The sequence below is a fragment of the Streptomyces spinoverrucosus genome (assembly GCF_006539505.1).
Taxonomy (GTDB): Bacteria; Actinomycetota; Actinomycetes; order Streptomycetales; family Streptomycetaceae; genus Streptomyces; species Streptomyces spinoverrucosus.
In genome coordinates, this window is the sequence record NZ_BJND01000008.1 from 247,100 (window position 1) to 269,344 (window position 22,245).

The 22,245-nt window shown below is 72.1% G+C and carries 16 protein-coding genes; 12 read left to right on the plus strand and 4 right to left on the minus strand.

Features of this window, described 5'->3' with window-relative positions; genetic code table 11:
• The first annotated feature begins 105 nt into the window (after positions 1-105).
• From SSP24_RS07210 to SSP24_RS07235, 5 genes are all read left to right on the plus strand, one after another.
• Positions 106-1,566 carry a dihydrolipoyl dehydrogenase family protein gene (locus tag SSP24_RS07210; RefSeq protein WP_141307972.1) on the plus strand — a complete coding sequence of 487 codons (1,461 nt, stop codon included), beginning with the start codon at positions 106-108 and terminating at the stop codon, positions 1,564-1,566.
• Positions 1,567-2,248: 682 nt separating this feature from the next.
• Positions 2,249-2,392 carry a hypothetical protein gene (locus SSP24_RS45090; protein WP_308439608.1) on the plus strand — a complete coding sequence of 48 codons (144 nt, stop codon included), beginning with the start codon at positions 2,249-2,251 and terminating at the stop codon, positions 2,390-2,392.
• 61 nt (positions 2,393-2,453) lie between these two features.
• Positions 2,454-3,698, plus strand: coding sequence for an SDR family oxidoreductase (locus SSP24_RS45095; RefSeq protein WP_308439607.1), 1,245 nt, complete (start codon positions 2,454-2,456; stop codon positions 3,696-3,698).
• Between the two features lie 209 nt (positions 3,699-3,907).
• Positions 3,908-5,035 (plus strand): aminopeptidase P family protein, encoded by a 1,128-nt coding sequence (locus tag SSP24_RS07230; protein ID WP_141307976.1) that lies wholly within the window; start codon positions 3,908-3,910, stop codon positions 5,033-5,035.
• A gap of 47 nt (positions 5,036-5,082) precedes the next feature.
• Entirely contained in the window at positions 5,083-6,018 is a 936-nt protein-coding gene (locus SSP24_RS07235; protein WP_141307978.1) for a phosphotransferase family protein, read from the plus strand.
• Positions 6,019-6,639: 621 nt separating this feature from the next.
• On the opposite strand, the gene treZ is transcribed toward SSP24_RS07235, so the two are convergent.
• The gene (gene treZ / locus SSP24_RS07240) at positions 6,640-8,385 is read right to left on the minus strand and encodes a malto-oligosyltrehalose trehalohydrolase (RefSeq protein ID WP_141307980.1); all 1,746 of its coding nucleotides are present in this window, start codon (positions 8,383-8,385) and stop codon (positions 6,640-6,642) included.
• A 174-nt stretch (positions 8,386-8,559) separates the two neighbouring features.
• Here treZ and SSP24_RS07245 point away from each other — a divergent pair, with 174 nt between their 5' ends.
• The 3 genes from SSP24_RS07245 (at position 8,560) to SSP24_RS07255 (ending at position 10,982) form a co-directional block, all read left to right on the plus strand.
• Positions 8,560-9,111, plus strand: a complete 552-nt coding sequence (locus SSP24_RS07245) for an FHA domain-containing protein (protein WP_141307982.1) — start codon at positions 8,560-8,562, stop codon at positions 9,109-9,111.
• 108 nt (positions 9,112-9,219) lie between these two features.
• Positions 9,220-10,566 (plus strand): M14 family zinc carboxypeptidase, encoded by a 1,347-nt coding sequence (locus tag SSP24_RS07250; protein ID WP_229864902.1) that lies wholly within the window; start codon positions 9,220-9,222, stop codon positions 10,564-10,566.
• Positions 10,563-10,982 carry an SSI family serine proteinase inhibitor gene (locus SSP24_RS07255; protein ID WP_141307985.1) on the plus strand — a complete coding sequence of 140 codons (420 nt, stop codon included), beginning with the start codon at positions 10,563-10,565 and terminating at the stop codon, positions 10,980-10,982. Before SSP24_RS07250 ends, SSP24_RS07255 begins: the two co-directional genes overlap by 4 nt.
• Positions 10,983-11,044: 62 nt before the next feature.
• On the opposite strand, the gene SSP24_RS07260 is transcribed toward SSP24_RS07255, so the two are convergent.
• The 3 genes from SSP24_RS07260 to glgX all read right to left on the minus strand — a co-directional run bounded on the left by SSP24_RS07260 (position 11,045) and on the right by glgX (position 17,267).
• On the minus strand, positions 11,045-12,298 hold the full coding sequence (locus SSP24_RS07260; protein ID WP_141307987.1) for a M14 family zinc carboxypeptidase: 1,254 nt from the start codon (positions 12,296-12,298) through the stop codon (positions 11,045-11,047).
• Positions 12,299-12,580: 282 nt separating this feature from the next.
• Positions 12,581-14,932, minus strand: a complete 2,352-nt coding sequence (treY, locus tag SSP24_RS07265; RefSeq protein ID WP_141307989.1) for a malto-oligosyltrehalose synthase — start codon at positions 14,930-14,932, stop codon at positions 12,581-12,583.
• A 226-nt stretch (positions 14,933-15,158) separates the two neighbouring features.
• The gene (glgX, locus tag SSP24_RS07270; protein ID WP_141307991.1) at positions 15,159-17,267 is read right to left on the minus strand and encodes a glycogen debranching protein GlgX; all 2,109 of its coding nucleotides are present in this window, start codon (positions 17,265-17,267) and stop codon (positions 15,159-15,161) included.
• 183 nt (positions 17,268-17,450) lie between these two features.
• Here glgX and SSP24_RS07280 point away from each other — a divergent pair, with 183 nt between their 5' ends.
• The 4 genes from SSP24_RS07280 to SSP24_RS07295 all read left to right on the plus strand — a co-directional run bounded on the left by SSP24_RS07280 (position 17,451) and on the right by SSP24_RS07295 (position 21,935).
• Positions 17,451-18,272 carry a Tat pathway signal sequence domain protein gene (locus SSP24_RS07280; protein ID WP_141307993.1) on the plus strand — a complete coding sequence of 274 codons (822 nt, stop codon included), beginning with the start codon at positions 17,451-17,453 and terminating at the stop codon, positions 18,270-18,272.
• A gap of 119 nt (positions 18,273-18,391) precedes the next feature.
• A complete protein-coding gene (locus tag SSP24_RS07285; RefSeq protein WP_141308250.1) occupies positions 18,392-19,702 on the plus strand; it encodes a copper amine oxidase in 1,311 nt (436 codons plus the stop codon).
• Between the two features lie 111 nt (positions 19,703-19,813).
• Positions 19,814-21,052 carry a DUF5919 domain-containing protein gene (locus SSP24_RS07290; protein ID WP_141308252.1) on the plus strand — a complete coding sequence of 413 codons (1,239 nt, stop codon included), beginning with the start codon at positions 19,814-19,816 and terminating at the stop codon, positions 21,050-21,052.
• A 145-nt stretch (positions 21,053-21,197) separates the two neighbouring features.
• A complete protein-coding gene (locus SSP24_RS07295; RefSeq protein ID WP_141307995.1) occupies positions 21,198-21,935 on the plus strand; it encodes a 3'-5' exonuclease in 738 nt (245 codons plus the stop codon).
• Positions 21,936-22,245: the final 310 nt, after the last annotated feature.

Genomic DNA, 22,245 nt, shown 5'->3' on the forward strand with positions numbered 1-22,245 from the left:
GAGCACGCAGGTCCGACTGCCCCAGAGGCCGGCCGCCCCACCAGGAGATGTCGCCGCCACCGGAGGAAGATGGAGAAACCCATCGGATCACGGACGGGAGCAGACATGAACGGCACTTCTCGCGCCTACGACGTGGTGGTTCTCGGTGCCGGTCCCGCGGGCGAGAACCTGGCTGATCGTACGAGGGCCGCCGGGCTCACATCGGTGATCGTGGAGAACGAGCTGCTGGGCGGAGAGTGCTCGTTCTGGGCGTGCGAACCCAGTAAGGCGCTGCTGCGTCCCGTGATCGCACGCGCCGACGCCCGCCGGGTACCGGGGCTGAGGCGAGCGGTCGAAGGACCGCTGGACGTGCCCGCGGTCTTCGCGCACCGCGACAAGATGGCCACCTACTGGCAGGACGAGGACCAGGTCGACTGGCTTCGTTCCGTGTCCGTGGACCTGATCCGGGGGCACGGCCGGCTGGACGGGCCGCGCCAGGTCGTGGTGGACATGCCCGACGGTGAGACCGTACGCCTCACGGCCCGGCACGCCGTCGGGGTGTGCACCGGAACGGTCACCGCCTTCCCCGATCTGCCGGGCCTGGAGCACGCCCGCCCCTGGACGAATCGTGACGCGACCGCCGCCCGGCACGTGCCGGACCGCCTCGCCGTGGTGGGCGGCGGCGTGGTGGCCGTCGAGATGGCCACGGCGTTCCAGGCGCTCGGATCGCAGGTGACCATGCTGGTGCGCGGACACAAGGGCCTGCTCAACCGGATGGAACCGTTCGCCGGGGAGATGGTGGCCGACGCCCTGCGGGCCGCCGGTGCGGATGTGCGGTTCGGCACCTCGGTGACCGGCGTCGCCCGGGAGGACGGCGCGCAGAGCCCGGTACGGGTCGATCTGGACGACGGAGACTCACTGGTGGCGGACGAGATCCTGTTTGCGACCGGCCGCTCGCCCCACACCGCGGACATCGGCCTGGAGACCATCGGCCTGACCCCGGGCGACTGGCTCACCGTGGACGACTCGTACCGGGTGACGGACGTCGCCGACGGATGGCTCTACGCGGTCGGCGACGTCAACCACCGTGCCCTGATGACCCACCAGGGCAAGTACCAGGCGCGCATCGCGGGCGCCGTGATCGGAGCGCGCGCCAAGGGAGAGGCACTCGACGACAGGCGGTGGGGCGCCCACGCCTCGACGGCCGACAGCGCCGCCGTGCCCCAGGTGGTCTTCTCCGAGCCGGAGGTGGCGAGCGTGGGGCTGACGACGCGGGAGGCGGAGCGTGCCGGGCTCCGCGTCGACGTCGTGGACTACGACATCGGCCGCGTCGCCGGCGCGGCCCAGTACTCCGACGGGTACCAAGGCAGGGCGCGTGTGCTCATCGACGCCGAACGCCGCACAGTCGTCGGTGTGACGTTCGTCGGTCCCGGAACACAGGAGCTCCTGTACTCCGCGACCGTCGTCGTCGCGAGTGAGGTGCAGGTGGATCGGCTGTGGCATGCCGTCCCGGCCTTCCCGACGATCAGTGAGGTCTGGTTGCGCATCCTGGAGACGTACCGGGACCGCACCGGCACGGTGGCGTGATCGCATGGCCGGCACGCGGCAGACGCCGTACGCGCCGGCCCCAATGACCGCGGCCGTCACGGAGTTGCAGCCCCACGCGGCACATAGGGTCCGCCTGCGTGACGGTATGTGCTGCCGTGCCTCCTCGGCCGGGAGGGCCGCCTGCCGCCTCGTGTGGTGGCGGGCAGCCAAGCGCGGTACGTTCGAAAGAGTCGGCCACGCCGTAGCGGTGTCCATCGACGGCTTGTGGCGCTGAGATCCCCTCGCCGGGGAGGCCTCCCATGAAGCTGGAAGGGTCCGTCGCGTTCGTCACGGGGGCCAATCGAGGACTCGGGGAGCAGTTCGTACGGGCCCTTGTCGAAGCCGGAGCAGCCAAGGTCTACGCCGGAGCGCGTGATCCCGCGAAAGTCTCCGCACCGAGGGCCGTACCGGTCGCCGTGGACATCACCGACCACGAGTTCGTCGGAGCGGAGGCCGACCAGGCCCAGGACGTGACGCTCCATCAACGTCCTCTCCGTGCTGTGCTGGATGTCGATCCCGGTCAGCGCCGGATACGCCGCGGCCAAGTCCGCCGCATGGTCGGTGACCAACGCCTTGAGGGTGGCCCTCGCGGAACAGGGCACCCAGGTCACGGCGCTGCACGTCGGCTCCTCGCGACCGACATGGCTGCCGCCGTGCCGGCCCGAAGTCCGATCCCGGCACGGTGGCCCGCTCCACCCTCGACGCAGTCGAGGCAGGACATCTCCAGGCGCTCGGCGACGACGTCAGTAATCAGGTCCAGGCGGCGCTGTCCGAAGGACCGGACGCGCTGTACCCCCAACTGGGCGGTGGCCGATCGCTCGTCTGACGCACGAGGACGAACCCCGGCCCTCCGAACCGTCGCCGCCCACTCATCACCGGAGAAGCAGATGACGGGCAGCCCGCCGAACCAGCACCGCGGCCTGAACGAACAGACCGTGGTGGTGATCGGCGCCAGTCCGGGGATCGGACTTGCGACCGCGCGTCTCGTCCGCGCCCTCGGCGGCCAGGTCGTCATGGTGGCGCGCAGCAGGCAGCGGCTGGAGCGGGCGGCGGCCGAGATCCGGCCGCTGAGCACCGCGGCCCTCGACGCCACCGACACCGACAGTCTCCAGCAGTTCTTCCACGACCTGCCCGGCACGGTCGACCACGTCATCTCGACAGCCGGTTCCCCGTCGTACCTGCCCTTGGCCGACCTGGACCTCGCCGAGGCGCGCCACCACTTCGGCTACCGCATCGCCATGACGCTCGGCATCGCCAAGTACAGCGGAGGCAAGGTGCGGGACGCGGGGACGCTGCTGTTCATCGGCGGCACCGGCAGTCGGCGCCCCGGCGTCGGCAGAAGCATCACGTCGGCACTCACAGCGGCGCTCCCCGCTCTCACCGCCAACCTGGCGCTCGAACTGGCGCCGGTCCGGGTCAATCTCATCGCTGCCGGCTTCGTCGACACACCTCTGTCAGCCTCGCTCCTGGGCGATCAGCTCGAGGCGCGGCGAGAGGAACTGCGCGCCACGCTGCCCATACGACGAGTGGTCGGCCTGGACGATGTCGCACGCGCTGGCCGTACAGATCATGTGCAACGACGCGCTGACGGGCGCCACTTACGACATCGACGGCGGTCAACAGCTGCTGCCCCACTGATCGAGGCGACTCACCAACATGTGTCTCCGGGAGAACAGGAGGGTTCCATCGTGGACATGGCACTCGAAGTGGTGGTGATCCCGGTCGTGGACGTCGACCGGTCGCTGGGCTTCTACAAGGCGCTGGGGTGGCGACTGGACGCGGACTTCGCCACCGGTGACGGCCTTCGGGTGGTGCAACTGACACCGCCCGGATCCGCGTGCTCGGTCATCTTCGGGGACGAGGTCAGCTCCGCCGCGCCGGGATCCGCCGAGGGCCTGCACCTTGTGGTGACGGACATCGAGGCGGCGCGGGCGGAGCTGAGCGGGAACGGGGTCGACGTCAGTGAGGTGTTCCACGACGCCGGCGGGGTGTTCCACCACGCGGGTACGAAGAACCGGGTACCCGGGCCGGATCCTGAGCGGCACAGTTACGGTTCCTACGTCTCGTTCAGCGACCCGGACGGCAACGGCTGGACAGTCCAGGAAGTCACTGAGCGGCTGCCGGGCCGGTGAGGGTTTGCGCGGCACCGGAGGCGTGACGCTGGGGACGCGGTCGCTATGGCGGGCGGCGTCGGCCACTCGGCCACCGTGGGAATGGTCCGACCGCCGTCCGGAGTTCCCGCCCGACTTCTGCCGAATCCCCGTTTACTGGCTCGCGTCGTCCCCTCCGGGCGGGCAGGATGCTGCCCGTGGTACTCCCGTACCGGCTCAAGGAGGCTTGGATGACCGGCAGTACGGCCGCGCCCTTCACCGCCGACGACTACCGCGCCCGCATGGAGCGCGCCTCGCGGGCCGCCGCCGACGCGGGGCTGGCCGGGCTGCTCGTCGCGCCGGGGCCGGACCTGGTGTGGCTCACCGGCTACGCGCCCACCGCGGTCACCGAACGGCTCACCCTGCTGGTCCTCACCGCCGACCGGGATCCCGTCCTCGTCGTCCCCACCCTGGAGGCCCCCGACGCCGCGCAGGCGGCGGGAGCGGCGGCCCTGACGCTGCGGGACTGGACCGACGGCAAGGACCCCTACGCCCTGACCGCAGGCCTGCTCGCCGCCGCGGGACGCTTCGGCATCAGTGACAACGCCTGGGCCATGCACCTGCTGGGCCTGCAGAAGTCGCTGCCCGGCACGTCGTACGCCTCCCTGACGGAGGCACTGCCCATGCTGCGCGCCGTCAAGGACGCGGCGGAGCTGGAGCTCATGGCGGCCGCGGGAGCGGCCGCAGACGCAACGTTCGAGGAGATCAGGAAGGTTCCCTTCGGCGGCCGACGGGAGTCGGACGTCGCCGGCGACCTCGCCGACCTGCTGCGCCGGTTCGGACACTCCCAGGTCGACTTCACGATCGTCGCCTCCGGCCCGAACGGGGCCAACCCGCACCACGAGGCCGGCGACCGTGTCATGGAGCGCGGCGACATGGTCGTCCTCGACTTCGGCGGCCTCAAGGACGGCTACGGCTCCGACACCTCCCGCACGGTGCACGTCGGCGAACCCACCGACGAGGAGCGCCGGGTGCACGACATCGTGCGCGAGGCCCAGGAGGCGGGCTTCCGGGCGGTCCGACCGGGGGTGCCCTGCCAGGAGGTCGACCGGGCCGCCCGCGCGGTCATCGCCGACGCCGGGTACGGCGAGTACTTCATCCACCGCACCGGGCACGGCATCGGAGTCACCACGCATGAGCCGCCGTACATGATCGAGGGTGAGGAGCAGCCCCTGGTCCCCGGCATGTGCTTCTCCGTGGAGCCCGGGATCTATCTGCCGGGGCGGTTCGGGGTGCGCATCGAGGACATCGTGACCGTGACCGAGGACGGTGGGCGGCGCCTCAACGACACCGCCCGGGAGATGCTCATAGTGGAGTGACCCGACCCAGGAGTCCCTGTCCGCACCCGAGCGACAACGGTCCGACCATGACCCAGGCACCGACACCCACCGAGGACACCGTCCGCCGACTGATCCGTTCCCTGCTCAAGGAGGGCGCGGCCGGTGCGGACGTCCGGCCGGTCGCCGAGGGCGGCGGCCAGGCCACGTGGTGGATCGGTACCCGGCACGTGCTGCGTCTCGCCCCCGACCGGGAGGCCGCCGCGCGGCAGCGCCGCGAACTGCGGCTGCGCGACCTCGTCCGGCCGCACGTCCCGGTCGCCGTGCCGACCAGCGTGGCGCACGGCGAGTGGGCGCCCGGCCTCACCTACACGCTCGATGCCAAGGTCCCCGGCGGCTCGGCGCCCGAGCGCGACGTCTCCGCCCTCGGCGAGGCCGACCTGGCCGGACTCCTCACAGGGCTGCGCGAGGTGCCCGTACGGCAGGCCGAGGCGCTCGGCGTGCCGCGTGCCGCTCCACGGTCCCTGGAGGCGCTGCGCAGGGCTGCGGGACGGGCCGCCGAACGCCTCACCGCGGCCGACGAGTTCGACGCCGCCCGTCTGCACCAGTTCACCCCGCCCGCGGCGGTCCAGCTCGCCGCCCAGCCCGGCGGCGCGGTTCTCGTCCACCACGGCCTCACCGGCGCGCACCTGGTGGTCAGCGCCGACGGCCGGGTCCGCGGCGTTCTGGGCTGGGCCGACGCGGTCGTCGGCGATCCCGCCGAGGACATCGCCGCCCTCGCCCTCGCCGTCGGCGCCCCCGCCGCCGTCCGCGCCGCCACCCTGGCCGGTTACGGCGCCCGCCCCTGCCTGCGCGGCCTGTGGCTGGCCCGCTGCGACAGCGTCATCCAGCTGTCCGACCGCCTCACCGGCCGGGGCGAAGCACCCCTGCCCCACCTCAGGACCCAGCTCCACCACGCCTGGGAGCCGATCCTGCTGGAACGCGTGACGGAACTCCGCGGTGACGACCCGGAGGACGCGCTCTAGGGACGGGCGGTGCCTGCTTGCCAGGAGCGGGGACGCGCGTGTGCCGACCTGAGTGGGCACCCCGTCCGAGCGCGACCTGGTGCGGGCCCTTGCCCGTGCGCGACGCCCCAGCGGGACCCGCACGCGCGCGACGCCCCAGCGGGACCCGCACGCGCGCGACGCCCTGGCGGGAGCCGCGCGCGTGTGCCGACCTGCGTGGGACCCGTCCGCGCGCGACCTCGTGCGGGCACTCGCCCGCGCGCCACGCCCGAGCGGGACCTGTACGCGCGTGTGCTGCCCTGATTGGGCACCCGCGTGCGTGCAAACCTCGGACGGCATTCGCCCGCGCGCGACGCCGGGGCGTGTGCCGACGTGAGTGGGCACCCCGTCCGAGCGCGACCTTGTGCGGGCACTTGCCCGCGCGCCACGCCCGAGCGGGACCTGTACGCGCGTGTGCTGCCCTGATTGGGCACCCGCGTGCGTGCAAACCTCGGACGGCATTCGCCCGCGCGCGACGCCGGAGTGGGACCCACCCGCGCGCGTGCCGACCCGATCGGGCAGCCGCACGCCGTGCGCCACGCCCGAGCGGGGACCCGCACGCGCGCGTGCCGCCCAGCGCACGCACCCCACGCGCGCGTGCCCCTACGGCTGCGCCACCACCACACAGCACTCCCCGGGCACCCGCAGCACACCCTCCCCGTCCGGCGGTCCGACCGGCTCCCACGCGGCGAGGACCTCGGCGGGGCGGGTGCCCAGGGGGATCTCCGCGGGGGTTTTGGCTAGGTTCACGGCCACGCAGAGGTCCCCGCGCCGGAAGGCGAGCCAGCGCGCCTCCTCGTCGTGGGCCACCTTGATGTCGGCGAGGTCGGGGTCGGTGAGGTCCGGCTGTTCGTGGCGCAGGGCGATGAGCCGGCGGTACCAGGCCAGCACGCGCGCGTGGGGCTCGCTGTCGGGCTCGGACCAGTCGAGGCAGGAGCGGTCCCGGGTCGCCGGGTCCTGCGGGTCGGGTACGTCCTCCTCGGCCCAGCCGTGCGCCGCGAACTCCCGCCGCCTGCCCCGCCGTACCGCCTCCGCGAGGTCGGGATCGGTGTGGTCGGTGAAGAACTGCCAGGGCGTGCCGGCCGCCCACTCCTCGCCCATGAACAGCATCGGCGTGAACGGCCCGGTCAGCACCAGCGCGGCCGCGCAGGCCAGCAGGCCGGGGGAGAGCTGGGCGGAAAGGCGGTCACCCTGCGCGCGGTTGCCGACCTGGTCGTGGGTCTGGCTGTACCCCAGGAGCCGGTGCGCGGCGACCCGCGTACGGTCCAGCGGCCGCCCGTGGCGCCGGCCCCGGAAGCTGGAGTACGTGCCGTCGTGGAAGAAACCGCCGGTGAGCGTCTTGGCGAGCGCGCTGATGGGGGCGCGTGCGAAGTCGGCGTAGTAGCCCTGCGACTCGCCCGTCAGCGCCGTGTGCAGGGCGTGGTGGAAGTCGTCGTTCCACTGCGCGTGCACCCCCAGCCCGCCCTCCTCGCGGGCCGTGATGAGCCGCGGGTCGTTGCGGTCGGACTCGGCGATCAGGAACAGCGTGCGGCCCGAATCCGCCGCGAGGGCGTCCACCGCGGCCGACAGCTCCTCCAGGAAGTGCACCGCCCGCGCGTCCGCCAGCGCGTGCACGGCGTCCAGCCGCAGCCCGTCGATCCGGTAGTCGCGCAGCCACGCCAGCGAGCTGCCGATCAGGAACTCCCGCACCTCGTCCGACCCGGGCGCGTCCAGGTTGACGGCCACGCCCCACGGCGTGTGGTGCCGGTCGGTGAAGTACGGGCCGAACTCGGGCAGGTAATTGCCGGACGGACCGAGGTGGTTGTGCACGACGTCGAGGACCACGCCAAGACCGAGTTCGTGGGCCCGGTCGACGAAGCGTTTCAGCGCCGCGGGACCGCCGTACGGCTCGTGCACCGCCCACAGCGAGACGCCCTCGTAACCCCAGCCGTGCCGCCCGGGGAAGGGGCACAGCGGCATCAACTCGACGTGTGTGATGCCCAGTTCGGCGAGATGCCCGAGCCGCTCCGCCGCCGCGTCCAGTGTGCCCTCACGCGTGTACGTGCCCACGTGCAGCTCGTACAGGACCACGCCCGGCAGCGGGCGGCCGGACCACTCGGCGCGCCAGGTGTGGAGCCCGTGGTCGAGGACCGCGCTCAGCCCGTCGGGGCCGTCCGGCTGCCGCCGCGAGCGCGGATCGGGCCGCACCGGGCCGTCGTCCACCGTGAAGCCGTAGCGCGTGCCGTCACGCGCATCCGCCTCGACGATCCACCACCCCGCTCGGTCCGGATCGTGCTCCATCGCGCGCGTGGCTCCGTCGCAATGGAGCGTCACACGGCCGGCCTGCGGTGCCCACACCTCGAACTGCACGGACGGTTCCCCTTCGTCTGCTCACCGTGATGTAGCCCGATCATCGTGCTTCAAACGAGATCAATCCGCTTGTGGATACCCTCTTTTGCGGCGAGTGTCGTCCGGTTACGCGCGCGTGGTGGCCGTTTCCCCGATTTCTGGACACCCGGGGTTCACTGCCCGACAATCACCCGTGTGACGTCGTCCTTCGAGTTCTCGACCCACCCCGCGCGGCTGTCCGACGCGGAGCGCGACAAGGCGCTGAAGGTGCTGCGTGACGGCGTCGCCATGGGCCGTCTGTCGCACGACACGTTCATCCGGCGCATGGAACTGGCGCTCGCCGCCCGCCGGTCCGACGAGCTCGCCGCCCTTACCGCCGACCTGCACTCCGAGGGCCGGGTCGCGCGCCTGGTGTTCGGCACGGTCGAGGCGGTGTCGGGCTTCACCGAGCGGCTGCGCAGGGCCTGGCGGGCCGAACGGCTGCCGAAGCTGCTGCTGCCCCACCCGGCGGCCGGCCGCCCCTTGCGCATAGGGCGGGACCCCGCCAACGGGCTCCGGCTGACCCACGAGACGGTCTCCCGGGTGCACGCCGAACTCACCCGCCAGGGCGGCATGTGGGTCCTGCGGGACCTCGGCTCGACCAATGGCACCACCGTGAACGGGCGGCGCGTCATCGGCGCGACCGTGGTCCGCGAGGGCGACCAGGTCGGCTTCGGGCAGATGGCGTTCCGGCTCGCGGACAACTGACTATGAAATGGCCCGGCCCCTGGCGGTGTTGACGTACATCTGAACTCGTGACTGACTGTGCGTGCACCACATACACCAGGTGAACCGACGGCGCCACGGAGGTGTGCCCTGCCGCCCCTCCTCCGCTATCCGACCGTCGACGAGCTGGGCGCGCGAGCGGCCGCGCTCGTCGCCCGCCGGCCCCGTTCCGCACGGCTGCGCCGTATCGGCACCTCGCGCGCGGGTACGCCCCTGTGGCTGCTGTCCGTCGGCCACGGCAGCCGCCACGCCCTGGTCGTCGCCGGACCGCACGCCAACGAGCCCGTCGGCGGCGCCACCGTCCTGCTGCTGGCCGAACGGGCCCTCGCCGACCCCCGCCTGACCGAGGGCGCCGACGCCACCTGGAACCTGCTGCTGTGCCTCGACCCCGACGGCCTGCGCCACAACGAGGGCTGGCTGACGGGCCCGTACAGCCTCGACCGGTACTTCCGCGGGTTCTTCCGCCCCGGCTTCCTGGAACAGCCCGAGTGGCTGCCCGACGGCGCCGACGGTGCCGTACTGCCGGAAACGCGGGCCCTGCTCGCCCTCCAGGACGAACTGAAACCTTTCTTCCAGTGCTCCCTGCACGGCGTCGACGTCGGCGGCGGCTTCGTCGAACTCACCCGTGACCTGCCCGGTCTCGCGCAGTCCCTGTCGCAGACGTCGGCCCGTCTCGGCATCCCGCGCGAACTCGGGGCGTACGACGCCCTGTACTGGCCGGCACTGGGGCCCGCCGTCTACCGGATACCACCGCCGCGCCGGGGCAACCGGGTCGAGGCCATCACCGAGGCGGCCGTCGAGTCGACCTGGTACCACCCGCACCGGCACGGCACCGTGACGGCCGTCGTGGAGGCGCCCATGTGGGGCGTGGACGGCGTGGCGGACGGCTCCGCGCCCGCCGACCCGGACGCCGCGCTGCGCACCATCAGCCGCACCCTGCGCCAGGACACGCGGCTGCTGCGGGGCATCCTCGCGCGCGTGCGCCCGCATGCCGCCGCCGTCCCGGACGCGGCCCGCCTGCTGGCCCCGGTCGACGACTACCTGCTCGTCTGCCCCGGGCTCGCCGACGCCTGGGACCCCGACGTCGACGACCCGCCGCACCGCCCCCTGCCGCCGCTGAGCACCGCCCACCTGACCGCCCTGCGCATCGCCGGGCGACGGCTGGCCCTGCGGACCGCGGGGCTGCTGCATCAGCTCGTCACGCGCGCGGGGCGCGATCCGGCCGGTGTGCTGGCGGAGCTGGACCGACTGGTCGACCAGTGGTGTGCGGAGTACCGGGACGGCTGCGGGGCCCGCTGGATCCCCGTCCCCAGCCAGGCCGAGTACCAGGCCCAGGTGGTCCTCGCCGCTTTCGAGCTGGCCCGGCGGCACGCGGGCTTCCGTTCGGGTGAGCCGGACTGGGGTTGTGAGCCCGTCGTGCCGATGCATCGGGAATGACGTACACCCTCACGACGAAAGCCGTACGGGGCGGTCTGCTGGCGGCGGCCGCCCTCCTCGCCCTCGGCGCCGCACCGGCGCGGGCGACGGTCCAGGAGTCCCGCACGAGCGACTGGCTCTACCTCTCGGTCACCCGGGGCGAGGCCCGGTCCAGCGACACGTGGGACACCCTGCTGATGTGCGACCCGCCCCTGGGGCACGGGCGTGCCGTCGAGGCATGCGCCCAGCTGGATGCCGTGGGCGGCGACATTCGCCGCCTGCCGCTGAAGCATGCCTACTGCCCGATGATCTATGCGCCGGTGACGGTCCACGCGCGCGGGCAGTGGGGTGGGAAGTCGGTCGACTACCGGCAGACGTTTTCGAACGACTGTGAGATGGGGGCGAGGACGGGGGCGGTGTTCGCGTTGGACGGCTGACGGTTGATGGCTGACGGGTGGTGGTTGGCGGCTGGTGGTTTGGCGGCTGGTGGTTTGGCGGCTTACGCCGACCCGTCGCGCGCGTGGAGGGCTGCCGTGACGACTGTGCGGGCCTGGTGCTCGACCTGGTGCTCCAGGGGCACCCAGCGGGCGCGGAAGCGGTCGGCGAAGGCATCGCTCCAGGTCGCGACGAGCCGTTCGAGGTGAGGGGCCGCCTGGTCGTCGGTCTCCTGAAGGACCCGCAACAGCATCGCCGCCGCCCGCAGGGGCAGGCGGCGGGCGAAGGCGTCGACGCTGCCGACGTACGCCATCGTGTGCCCGGCGGGCGGCGCGTACGTCCAGTCGGCGGCCAGCCCCGGCACCAGCTCCAGCGCCCATCTGGCGGCCCGCAGCAGGGGCCCGTCGACGCCTTCCAGGCGGGGTGACGCGTCGGACAGCACACGTTCCACCTGGAGCGTGTCCCGCAGCAGCCGGTCCGCCAGGCGCCGCATCGCCGCGGCAGGCGCCGGATGCGGGGCGGGGTCGTCCACCAGGTCGCTCGCCCACATCGGCACCTCCACGACCGCCGTCAGGCCGCCGTACCGGTGGACGTGGTACCAGGTGCTGTGCCGGGCGTCGTCCGCGGGCAGGCTCGGATAGGCCAGGCCGGCACCGGCGGCCGGCATCACATGCACCCCGGGGCCGGTCGCGGGCCAGCCCGCGGCGTCCGACGCGCCGGTCTCCACGGGTATGTGCAGCTCCGCTGCGGACTTGGCGAACGGCTCGGCCAGGCCGGGTATCTCCTTCGTCAACTGCACCCAGCTGCCGCCCAGGTCGGTGCCGTGCAGGGTCACCTGGAGGTAGGGGCGCAGCTCGTCGATGACGCCGGTCAGGGCACGTGTCTCGGGCGGCAGCCGGTCCGGGGGCAGCACGGCGGGCGACCACTCAGGCTGCTCCGGGCCGGCGGGCCGGAAGAACCCGAGGTGGTAGTCGAACAGGCTGCGGGGCGCCGGGGTGACGTGCAGGCTCGCCCCGTCCGGGTCCGCGCACAGCAGGAAGTGCCACGATATGCCGGACCGCAACGGCCGCTCGTGCACCACCCGTTCGGCGACCGCCAGCAGCGTCGAACCCCCGGTCGGTTCGTTCGAGTGGGCGCCCGCGACGACCAGGACGGCGCGCTGGGCGCGCCCCACGGACAGCAGATGCAGCGGCCGGCCCGCGCGGGAGACGCCGATCTGCCGGAGGGCACACAAGCCGGGATGCTGAGCGGCCAACGCCCGGGCGAACGCCACGATTTCGGTCACGGTGGGGTAGCGCAGCTCCGGCAGGAGACTCACCCCCGTTTGTCCGCCCGGCTTCGCACCCGCAGTACCGCACGGTCTCCGGGCGGTGTCAAGGAGATGGCGGGGGAGCCTCCAGGGGGCGCCCGGATGCACACACGCCCGCCCGAAAGCGAGTTCACGCCAGGACACGGCGCACACGCCCCCGCCCCCAAGCCCCCGGACTCCGCCGCCATCCCGCGCCTCGGTTGGACCTGCCCCCGGCTGCCCCCCGGGCGACCTCCAGTGCCACCCGCCACCGACACCGACCGACTGCTCCACGCCCAACCCGTCCGCCCGTCAACCCACCCGCTCCAGCAACGCCACAGGCAGCGGATCGAAAAGGTCCCCCACGCGCGCGTGCCCGCTGAACTCCCGCACCGGAGTCAGCGCATCGGCCCAGCGTCCGGGCGGCAGTGGCAGGGTCGTGTTCCGCCAGCCACCCGCCTCCTTCAGTCGCAGCGACAGCCGGGTGACGGCCGCGACGACCTCGCCGGAGCGTGCGTACGCCAGGCAGTGCGCGGCCGCTGAGCCCTCGGGCGCCAGGGGCGTGTACGTCGCCGCCTCCCCGAATACCTCGGGTCGGCGCGCCCGCAGACGCAGCGCCGCCCCGGTCACCGCGCCCTTGGCGCCCGGATCGTCAGAGGGCGGGAAACCGACCGGGCGGCGGTTGTCCGGGTCGACCAGTGCCCGGTACTCGCCCTCCGTGCCCTGGTACAGATCCGGCACCCCCGGCATGGTCAGATGGACCAGCGCCGTACCGAGCACATTGGCCCGGATGTGGGGCTCCAGCTCGGCGCGCAGGGCGGCCACCGGCTCCCCCGGGGGACCGCACGGGCCCGCCGCGACGAAAGCCGTCACCGCCTCCTCGTACGGCGGCTCCTGCTCGGTCCAGCTGGTGTACAGCCCGGCCTCGCGCACATGCTTCAGCAGCGCCTGCCGTACCCGGTCCGGGTCGGCCGGGCCGAGGCCGAACACCGTCTGCCAGGCCGCCCACGCCAGTTGCGCGTCCGGTACGCCTTCGCCCGTGCGGGTCACCTCGGTCAGTACGTCCGCCCAGCGCTGCGGGCACTCGGTGAGCACGGCCAGCGCCGCCCGCACGTCCGCGCTGCGCTTGGTGTCGTGCGTCGACACGACGGTCCCGGTCAGCGGCCAGTCGCGCTGCACGCGCGCGCAGTACGCGTGGAACTCCTCCGGGGACAGCGCCGGGATCCCCGGATTCCCGCCCACCTCGGTCGCCGACAGCAGCGGCACATAGCGGTAGAACGCCGTGTCCTCCACGGACTTCGCCCGCAACGCCGACGCGGTCTGCGCGAACCGCGCCCGGAACTGAAGATGGTCCGGCGCGTCGCCGTACCGCCCCAGCACCAGCCCGCGCACGACATCGACCGCACCGGCCTCCTCGGGGACCACGAAGGCCGCCCTGGCCTCCGCCGCGGCCTCCTCCGTGACGACGCCCGCCGCGTCCCCGGAGGCGTACGGCCGGTAGACCTCCAACCGCACCAGCAGCTCCCGCAGCGCCGTGTGCAGTGCCCAGGGCGCGCGGTCGCGCAGCGCCGGGTCGGGTGACGCCGCGCACAGGCGGCTCGCCGACCGGGTCAGCCGGTCCACCTCGGCGGCCAGTTCGTGCTCCAGCACGCGGTACGCGGCCCGCCGTGCCGTCGCCTCCCAGTGGCCGCCCCGGTCCGTCTGCGGGGCCGCGAACCGGCGGTACTGGCCGAGGAGTTCACCGGCCCCCGCGGGGTCCGTGAACACGCCGTCGACGTGCCGCAGGGCGTCGTAGCCCGTGGTGCCCGCGACGGGCCAGGAGGCCGGCAGCCGCTCCCCGTCGGACAGGATCTTCTCCACGACCGTCCAGCGGCCGCCCGTCGCCTCGTGCAGCCGCCTCAGGTAGGCGTCGGGGTCGGCGAGCCCGTCGGGGTGGTCGATGCGCAGCCCGTCGATCACCCCGTCGTGCAGCAGCTGCAGGATCTTGGCGTGCGTCGCCTCGAACACCTCCGGGTCCTCCACGCGCACCCCGATGAGCTCGGAGATGCTGAAGAAACGCCGGTAGTTGAGCTCGGTGCGGGCCAGCCGCCACCACACCGGGCGGTACCACTGCGCGTCCAGCAGCTGCGGCAGGGGCAGCTGTTCGGTGCCGTCGCGCAGCGGGAACGCGTGGTCGTGGTAGCGCAGGACGTCTCCGTCGACCTGAAGGTGCTCGAGCTCGGTGCCGAGCGGGTGCCCGAGCACCGGCAGCAGCATCTGGCCGCCCTGTGCCTCCCAGTCGATGTCGAACCAGCGCGCGTACGGCGACTTGGGGCCCTCCCGCAGCACCTCCCACAGGGCGCGGTTGTGGCCCGGCACCATCGCCATGTGGTTCGGCACGATGTCCAGCACCAGGCCCAGACCGTGCTCCCGCGCGGTGTGCGCGAGCGCCCGCAGCCCTTCCTCGCCGCCCAGTTCCGCACGCACGCGCGCGTGGTCCACGACGTCGTAGCCGTGCAGCGAGCCCGGCACGGCCTCCAGGACGGGGGACAGGTGCAGATGTGAGACGCCGAGCGAGGCCAGATACGGCACGGCCGCCGCCGCGGCCCCGAACGGGAACTCGGGCTGCAACTGCAGCCGGTACGTGGCCGTGGGCACCACCGGGTCAGGACGCGCAGGTGTCATGGAAAGCTACGTACCCGCCCGGCCGGGTTTCGTGTCATCGTCCCCCGGTGCGTCCGCCCACACGCGGAGCAGGCCGCGCTGGTGTACGCCGCCATGGGAGTGACGAGCGCCGCCGCAGGGGCCTCTCCACGGCCGCCGCCCTCGCCGGGACAGTGCGTCCGGCGACGTACACCGGACGCACCGACAACACCTCCCACGCGCGCGTGCCCGACAGCGGCACCCCCGCCTAGTCGGGCCGCTGCAACACCGTCAGGCTCCGGTCCACCAGCGTCAGCCGGTCCCCGGCCGCCACCTTCGGGCCCGTGCCCGGCGGCACGCCCTCGGGCCGGGCGGTGTCGACGACGACCTGCCACTGTCGTCCGTGGTTGACCGGCACCACGAAGTCCAGCGCCTTGGGTGAGGCGTTGAACATGAGCAGGAACGAGTCGTCGGTGATCCGTTCCCCGCGCGGCCCCGGCTCGGAGATCGCGTTGCCGTTGAGGAACACCGTCAGCGCCGACGCCTGCGCCGACTCCCAGTCCCGTTGGGTCATCTCCTTGCCCTCGGGGGTGAACCAGCCGATGTCGGACAGATCGTCGTGCGTGCCCTCCACCGGCCGCCCGTGGAAGAAGCGCCGCCTGCGCAGCACGGGGTGGTCCTTGCGCAGCCACACCATCGCGCGCGTGAAGTCCAGCAGATCGTTGTCGTCCTGCGGCCACTGGACCCAGGACAGGTCGCTGTCCTGGCAGTAGGCGTTGTTGTTGCCGCGCTGGGTGCGCGCGAACTCGTCGCCGTGACTGATCATCGGCACGCCCTGGGACATCATCAGCGTGGCGACGAAGTTGCGCATCTGCCGGGCCCGCAGTGCCAGCACGGCAGGATCGTCGGTGTCGCCCTCCGCGCCGCAGTTCCAGGACCGGTTGTGGCTCTCGCCGTCGCGGTTGTCCTCCCCGTTGGCCTCGTTGTGCTTGTGGTTGTACGACACCAGGTCATGCAGGGTGAAGCCGTCGTGGCAGGTCACGAAGTTGATGGAGGCGAGTGGCCGGCGCCCGTCGTCCTGGTACAGATCGGACGAGCCGGTCAGCCGGGAGGCGAACTCCGCCAGCGTGCGCGGCTCGCCCCGCCACAGGTCCCGTACCGTGTCCCGGTACTTGCCGTTCCACTCCGTCCACAGCGGCGGGAAGTTGCCCACCTGGTAGCCGCCCTCGCCCACGTCCCACGGCTCGGCGATCAGCTTCACCTGGGACACCACCGGGTCCTGCTGCACCAGGTCGAAGAACGACGACAGCCGGTCCACCTCGTGGAACTGCCGCGCCAGCGTGGCCGCGAGGTCGAAGCGGAAGCCGTCGACGTGCATCTCGGTGACCCAGTACCGCAGCGAGTCCATGATCAGCTGAAGGACGTGCGGGGACCGCATGAGCAGGGAGTTTCCGGTCCCGGTCGTGTCCATGTAGTAGCGGGGGTCGTCCGCAAGCCGGTAGTACGACGGGTTGTCCAGGCCTCGGAAGGACAGCGTCGGGCCCAGATGGTTGCCCTCGGCGGTGTGGTTGTAGACGACGTCCAGGATCACCTCGATCCCGGCCTCGTGCAGCGCCCGCACCGCCGACTTGAACTCCAGGACCTGCTGCCCGCGGTCGCCCCAGGAGGCGTAGGTGTTGTGCGGGGCGAAGAAGCCGATGGTGTTGTAGCCCCAGTAGTTGTTCAGGCCCATGTCCACCAGACGGTGGTCATTGACGAACTGGTGTACGGGCATGAGCTCCAGGGTGGTGACGCCGAGTTTCGTGAGGTGATCGATGACCGCCGGATGGGCGAGCGCCGCGTAGGTGCCGCGCAGCTCCTCCGGCAGCTCCGGGTGGCGCATGGTCAGGCCCTTCACATGGGCCTCGTAGATCACCGTGTCGTGGTACTCCGTGCGGGGCGGCCGGTCGTCGCCCCAGTCGAAGTACGGGTTCACCACGACGGACGTCATGGTGTGCGGTGCGGAGTCCAGGTCGTTGCGCTTGTCCGGTGAGCCGAACGGATAGCCGTACACCTCCTCGCCCCACGAGATCGAACCGCTGATCGCGCGCGCGTACGGGTCGAGCAGCAGCTTCGCCGAGTTGCAGCGCAGCCCCCGCTCCGGGGCGTACGGGCCGTGCACTCGGTAGCCGTACCGCTGCCCCGGCATGACGCCCGGCAGGTACGCGTGCCGGACGAACGCGTCGCTCTCCCGCAGTTCCACCGCCGTCTCCGAGCCGTCGTCGTGCAGCAGACACAGCTCTACTCGGTCCGCGGCCTCCGTGAAGACCGCGAAGTTGGTGCCGGCGCCGTCGTACGTGGCGCCGAGCGGATATGCCTCTCCAGGCCAGACCTGCATGGATACGACTCTTCCAGGTGTGTCGCGCCGGTGGGGCCGCCTTTGACCCCGAGTCTCCCCGAAAGTGAGGGAACCACCTATGACTTACTCCCCTCTTACCGGTCGACCAGTGCATACGACGTATGCCGAACCAGTGGGGCAGACGCGTACTCCCATGGAGTTCAGGGGGAGTAGGGGGAGATTGTGCGCAACACAGTGCACCGCCATCTGGGCAAGATGGTGGCCGGTGCCGCCGTCGCGGTCGCCGGCACGGCCGTGATGGTGGGAATCACCCTGCCGGGCACGGCAGGAGCGGACGACACGGCCGGGGGAACGGCCGGTGGGGGTGGAGCCCGGCAGGCGGCTCGGAGCGCGGGAGAGGGCCAGGCAGCCGTTCCGCCGGGCGTCGTCGAGCAGGCCCCGGTCCAGGGTGAGAAGGGCACCGGCCGCGACCCGCTCACCGAGGACGAGGTGAACCGGGTCGAGCGGATCGCCCTCAGCCGGCAGCTGCGCAGCGCCGGTGAGGACGTCGACGGCGGCCGCGGGCCGCAGCGCCTCGGCGTCGACCTGGCCGAACCGGAGGCCGGTGAGGTGGGCGACGCGAAGGCGCCCCGGCGCGCCGAGGTGTCGTTCTACGACTACCGGGACGACACCCTCGTCACCAGGACCGTCAATCTCGACACCGGGAAGGTCGAGCGGACCGCCAGTCAGCAGGGCGTCCAGCCGCCGCTGAGCCGCGACGAGGCCACCGAGGCCGCCCGGCTGCTGATCGCCGACCCGCTGGGCGCGGGCCTGAAGGCCGACTACAAGGACGCCACCGGCAAGGAGCTCACCTCGCCGGACCAGCTGCTGCTCAACAGCATGGTGTTCCGCGCCACGCCGGGCGCCCAGCCCGCCGTACTCGACCAGTGCGGTGAGCACCGCTGCGTGCGGCTGTTCCCCAAGGTGAAGAACGGGCCGTGGATCGACGCCCGTTCCCTGGTGGTCGATCTGAGCGCCCGCAAGGTGGGCGAGCTCGCCGGCTGAGCCACCCGCGCGCGGGAGCGGTCCGCGACCACGCGACTCAGTCCGCTTTTCCAACCCGATACTCCAGAAGGCTCTGGTGAGCCTTCCGCAAGGGAGTCGTTTTCGCCATGCCCGTGATCATGCCCATGATCGGCAACAGCCGTGCCCGCAAGCGGACGGCCCTGGCCCTCGCCCTGGCCGGCCTGGCCGCCGGCGCCACCACCGGGGCCGCTCCGGCGGCCGCCCAGCCCAAGGCCGCGCCCGCTGCGGCGGCCGACTGCAGCGCGGCGTACCGCATCGAGCAGAAGCTCTCCACCGGCACCACCTGGCGGATGTGCTGGCGCTACCACAAGGAGGCCGGTCTCGTCCTGGAGCACATCACCTACCAGCCGCCGGGCGAGGCCCGCCCGATCAAGGTGCTGGCCTCCGCCAAGCTCGGACAGATCCATGTGCCCTACGACGACGGCCAGAACGAGTACCACGACCTCACCCAGGCTGGTTTCGGTCAGGGCCTGAAGGACCTGGCACCCGGCGAGTGCCCCGGCGGCACCATCAAGACCGTCCGGGTTCCCGAGGCCTGGGACCCGTCCCACCAGAACGTCAAGGGCCTGTGCACCACCACCCGTTCGCGTGGCCACGCCTACCGCATGCAGGGCGACACCGCGAACAAGGTCTTCCAGAAGCAGGGCAAGGACCTGCTCGTCTACACCGTCAACCAGGTCGGCTGGTACGAGTACATCACCGAGTGGCGCTTCCAGGACGACGGCACGATCAACATGAACGTCGGCGCCACCGGCTCCCTCTCGCCCATGGACTACGACGCCGGCGACGGCCGCGGCTGGCCGATAGGCAAGGGCGCCAAGGCCTACGCCACCAGCCACAGCCACAACGTCTTCTGGAAGCTCAACTTCAACCTGGACGGCTCCACCAAGGGCAGGATCGAGCAGTACGACTCCAAGGTCAGCGCCCCCGCGAACGGCCGCCCGGCGCCCACCAACAAGACCACCCGCACCCCGATCACCAAGGAACTCGCCGGTGACGCCAAGAACATGCGCTGGTGGCGCGTGGTCAGCGCGACCGGCAAGAACAAGGACGGACACGCACGGTCGTACGAAATCGTGCCCGGCGCCAGCGCCAAGTACCCCGGCCGCAGCTACACCCAGCACGACGTGTACTTCACCGAGTACAACAAGTGCGAGCAGTACGCCAGCGACAACCTGCCCAACTGCGGCGCCGGGCACGGCAAGTCCGTCGACAAGTGGGTGAACGGCCAGGCCCTGAAGAACCCCGTGGTCTGGGTGAACGTCGGCTTCCACCACGTGGCGCGGGACGAGGACCAGCAGCCCATGCCGGTCCACTGGCAGGGCCTGTCCGTCGCCCCGCGTGACGTCACCGCTATGAATCCGCTCACCCCGACCGAGCTGGCTGATCAGAATGGGCGGCCCGAATAAGGAAGTTGGGAAACGAGCCTGCCCATCCGGCTGCACCGCCGACCGCTCCCGGAGTACCCTTCCTTGATCGTTGAGACGGGAGTGCTCGGGGGAGCGGAAGGCGGTGCGCGGGTGGGCTCGGGAGGGCTGGAGTTGCCCCCTGGTGACGAGGGTCACGAGGGGAACTCCACAGACGTCCCGCCCGGCACGGTGTCCCTGGCCAGACCGATGGAGCCCCACTCGATCGGCCCGGAACTCGACTGGGACGCCGACGCCTGGCACGAGGTGCGCACCCGCGCCCAGCGAGCCGGGCGTGCCTACATCTGGCTGAACCTCGTCGAACAGCGGCTGCGCGCGGTCGTGGCCGCCGTACTGCGCCCCATCTACGAACCCGTCCACGGCGACGACTGGGTGGTCGCCGCGGCCGGCCCGGCCGGCCAGGAATGGGTCCAGCGCGCGGTCGCCGTACGCGAAGTCAGCCGCCGCAAGGGCTATCTGCTCGACCCCGCCGACGACAACGTCCTCAGCTTCCTCACCCTGCCGCAGCTGCGTGAGCTGATGGTGCAGCACTGGCCGTGCTTCGAGCCGTACGTCGACGAGCGGCGGGATGTCGAACTCGCGCTCGACGAGCTGGAGGTCACCCGGAACGTCGTATCGCGTAACCGGGCCCTGTCCGAGGCCGTGCTGAACCAGGCCGAGCGTGCCTCGGCACGGCTGCTGGAGATCCTCGGCGCGGGCGGTGACGTTCCCTCGGCGCGGCGGCTGCCGGTCGACGCGGTCGAGGACCTGGTCGGCGACCGCTACTCGGACGTGGTCGCCGTACACCCCGACCGCGTGCGGCTGATGCGCCAGTTCCCCGCCGAGGACATCTTCGGCGGCGCCCGCCGTCTCGACGCCATCGGCATCGGCCTCAACCTGCTGGTGCAGAACTTCTCCGGGCGCCGCCTGGTGCGCCTGGCCGAGAGCGGCTGCCGGGTGCGGCTGCTGTTCCTCAACCCGGCCTCCAGCGCGGTGAAGCGACGCGAGCGTGAACTCGGTATCAAACGGGGCGAACTGGGCCGGGCCGTGGAGATGAACATCCTGCACATGCGCCGGGTCCGCTCCCGGCTGCGGGACCCGGGCGCCTTCGAGATCCAGGTCTACGACGAGACACCCCGCTTCACCGCCTACCTCGTGGACGGCGACGGCTCCGACGGCATCGCGGTGGTGCAGTCCTATTTGCGCCGCACCCGGGGGATGGAGGCGCCGGTGCTGGTACTGCGGAACGGCAACCGGGTGGTCAAGTCGGGCGAGATGGACGAGGGCGGACTGTTCGGTACGTACCGGGAAGAGTTCGAGGCGGCATGGGTGGATTCACGGCCTGTGTCCTGAATCGGCGTCACCTTTCCCGCCCTCCCGCCCGCGCCTTGAGCCGTCAAGCCCGCACCCGAAGCGGAATGCTGTCCTCTGATTGTCAGTGCCGCATGCGAGGGTGGAGACCACTGGGGGAAAGCACCACCAAGAAGGGGGGCCGCCCATGGGCTGGCACCGGGAGCTGCTGATCGGCTTCGACCTGGAGACGACCGGGACCGATCCGCGTGAGGCGCGCATTGTCACGGGGGCCGTGATCGAGGTCAGAGGCGGACAGCCCCTGGGACGCCGGGAGTGGCTGGCGGACCCGGGAGTGGAGATCCCGGCGGACGCGGTGGCGGTGCACGGAATCAGCAACGAACGCGCGGCCGCCGAGGGCCGCCCCGCCGACCGGGTCGCGGACGCCATCGCGGACGTGCTCGTGGCGTACTGGAAGACGGGCGTCCCGGTCGTCGCCTACAACGCGGCGTTCGACCTCACCCTGCTCTCCGCCGAACTGCGGCGGTACGGCCTGCCGTCCCTGCGCGACCGCCTCGGCGGCCTGGATCCGGCACCGGTCATCGACCCGTACACCATCGACCGCCAGGTCGACCGCTACCGGCGCGGCAAGCGCAACCTCGAAGCGGTCTGCACGGAGTACGGCATCGCTCTCGACGCCGCCCACGACGCCTCCGCCGACGCCCTCGCCGCGGCCCTGCTGGCCTGCGCGATAGCCGGCCGCCACCCCAAGATCGCGGCCCTCGGCCCGGCGGAACTGCACCGCCGCCAGGTCGAGTGGTACGCCGAGTGGGCGGCGGACTTCCAGAACTTCCTGCGCCGCAAGGGCGATGCGACCGCCGTGGTGGATGGGGTGTGGCCGTTGCGGGAACTGGTGGGGGAGAGGGTGGCGGGGGAGGCGGTGTGAGGGGCGGGCGGTCTTGGGGCCGGGATGGGCTGAGGGCGGGAAAGGTCTGGGGGCTGGGCGGTCTGAGGGCGGGAAGGACTGAGGCGGGAAAGGTCTGAGGGCCGGGCGGTCTTAGGGCTGGGCGGTCTGAGGGCGGGCAAGGTCTGAGGGTCCGGCGGTCTTGGGGCTGGGCGGTCTGAGGGCGGGAGGTTTGAGGGCCGGACGGTCTGAGGACAGCAGGCCGTGTGCCGGCCGCCGGTGCGGGCCGGTCTGGGTTGCGGTGGCGTCCGGCGTGGTGCGCGCGGCGGTGGGCGGCGTCCGGCACGCGTGC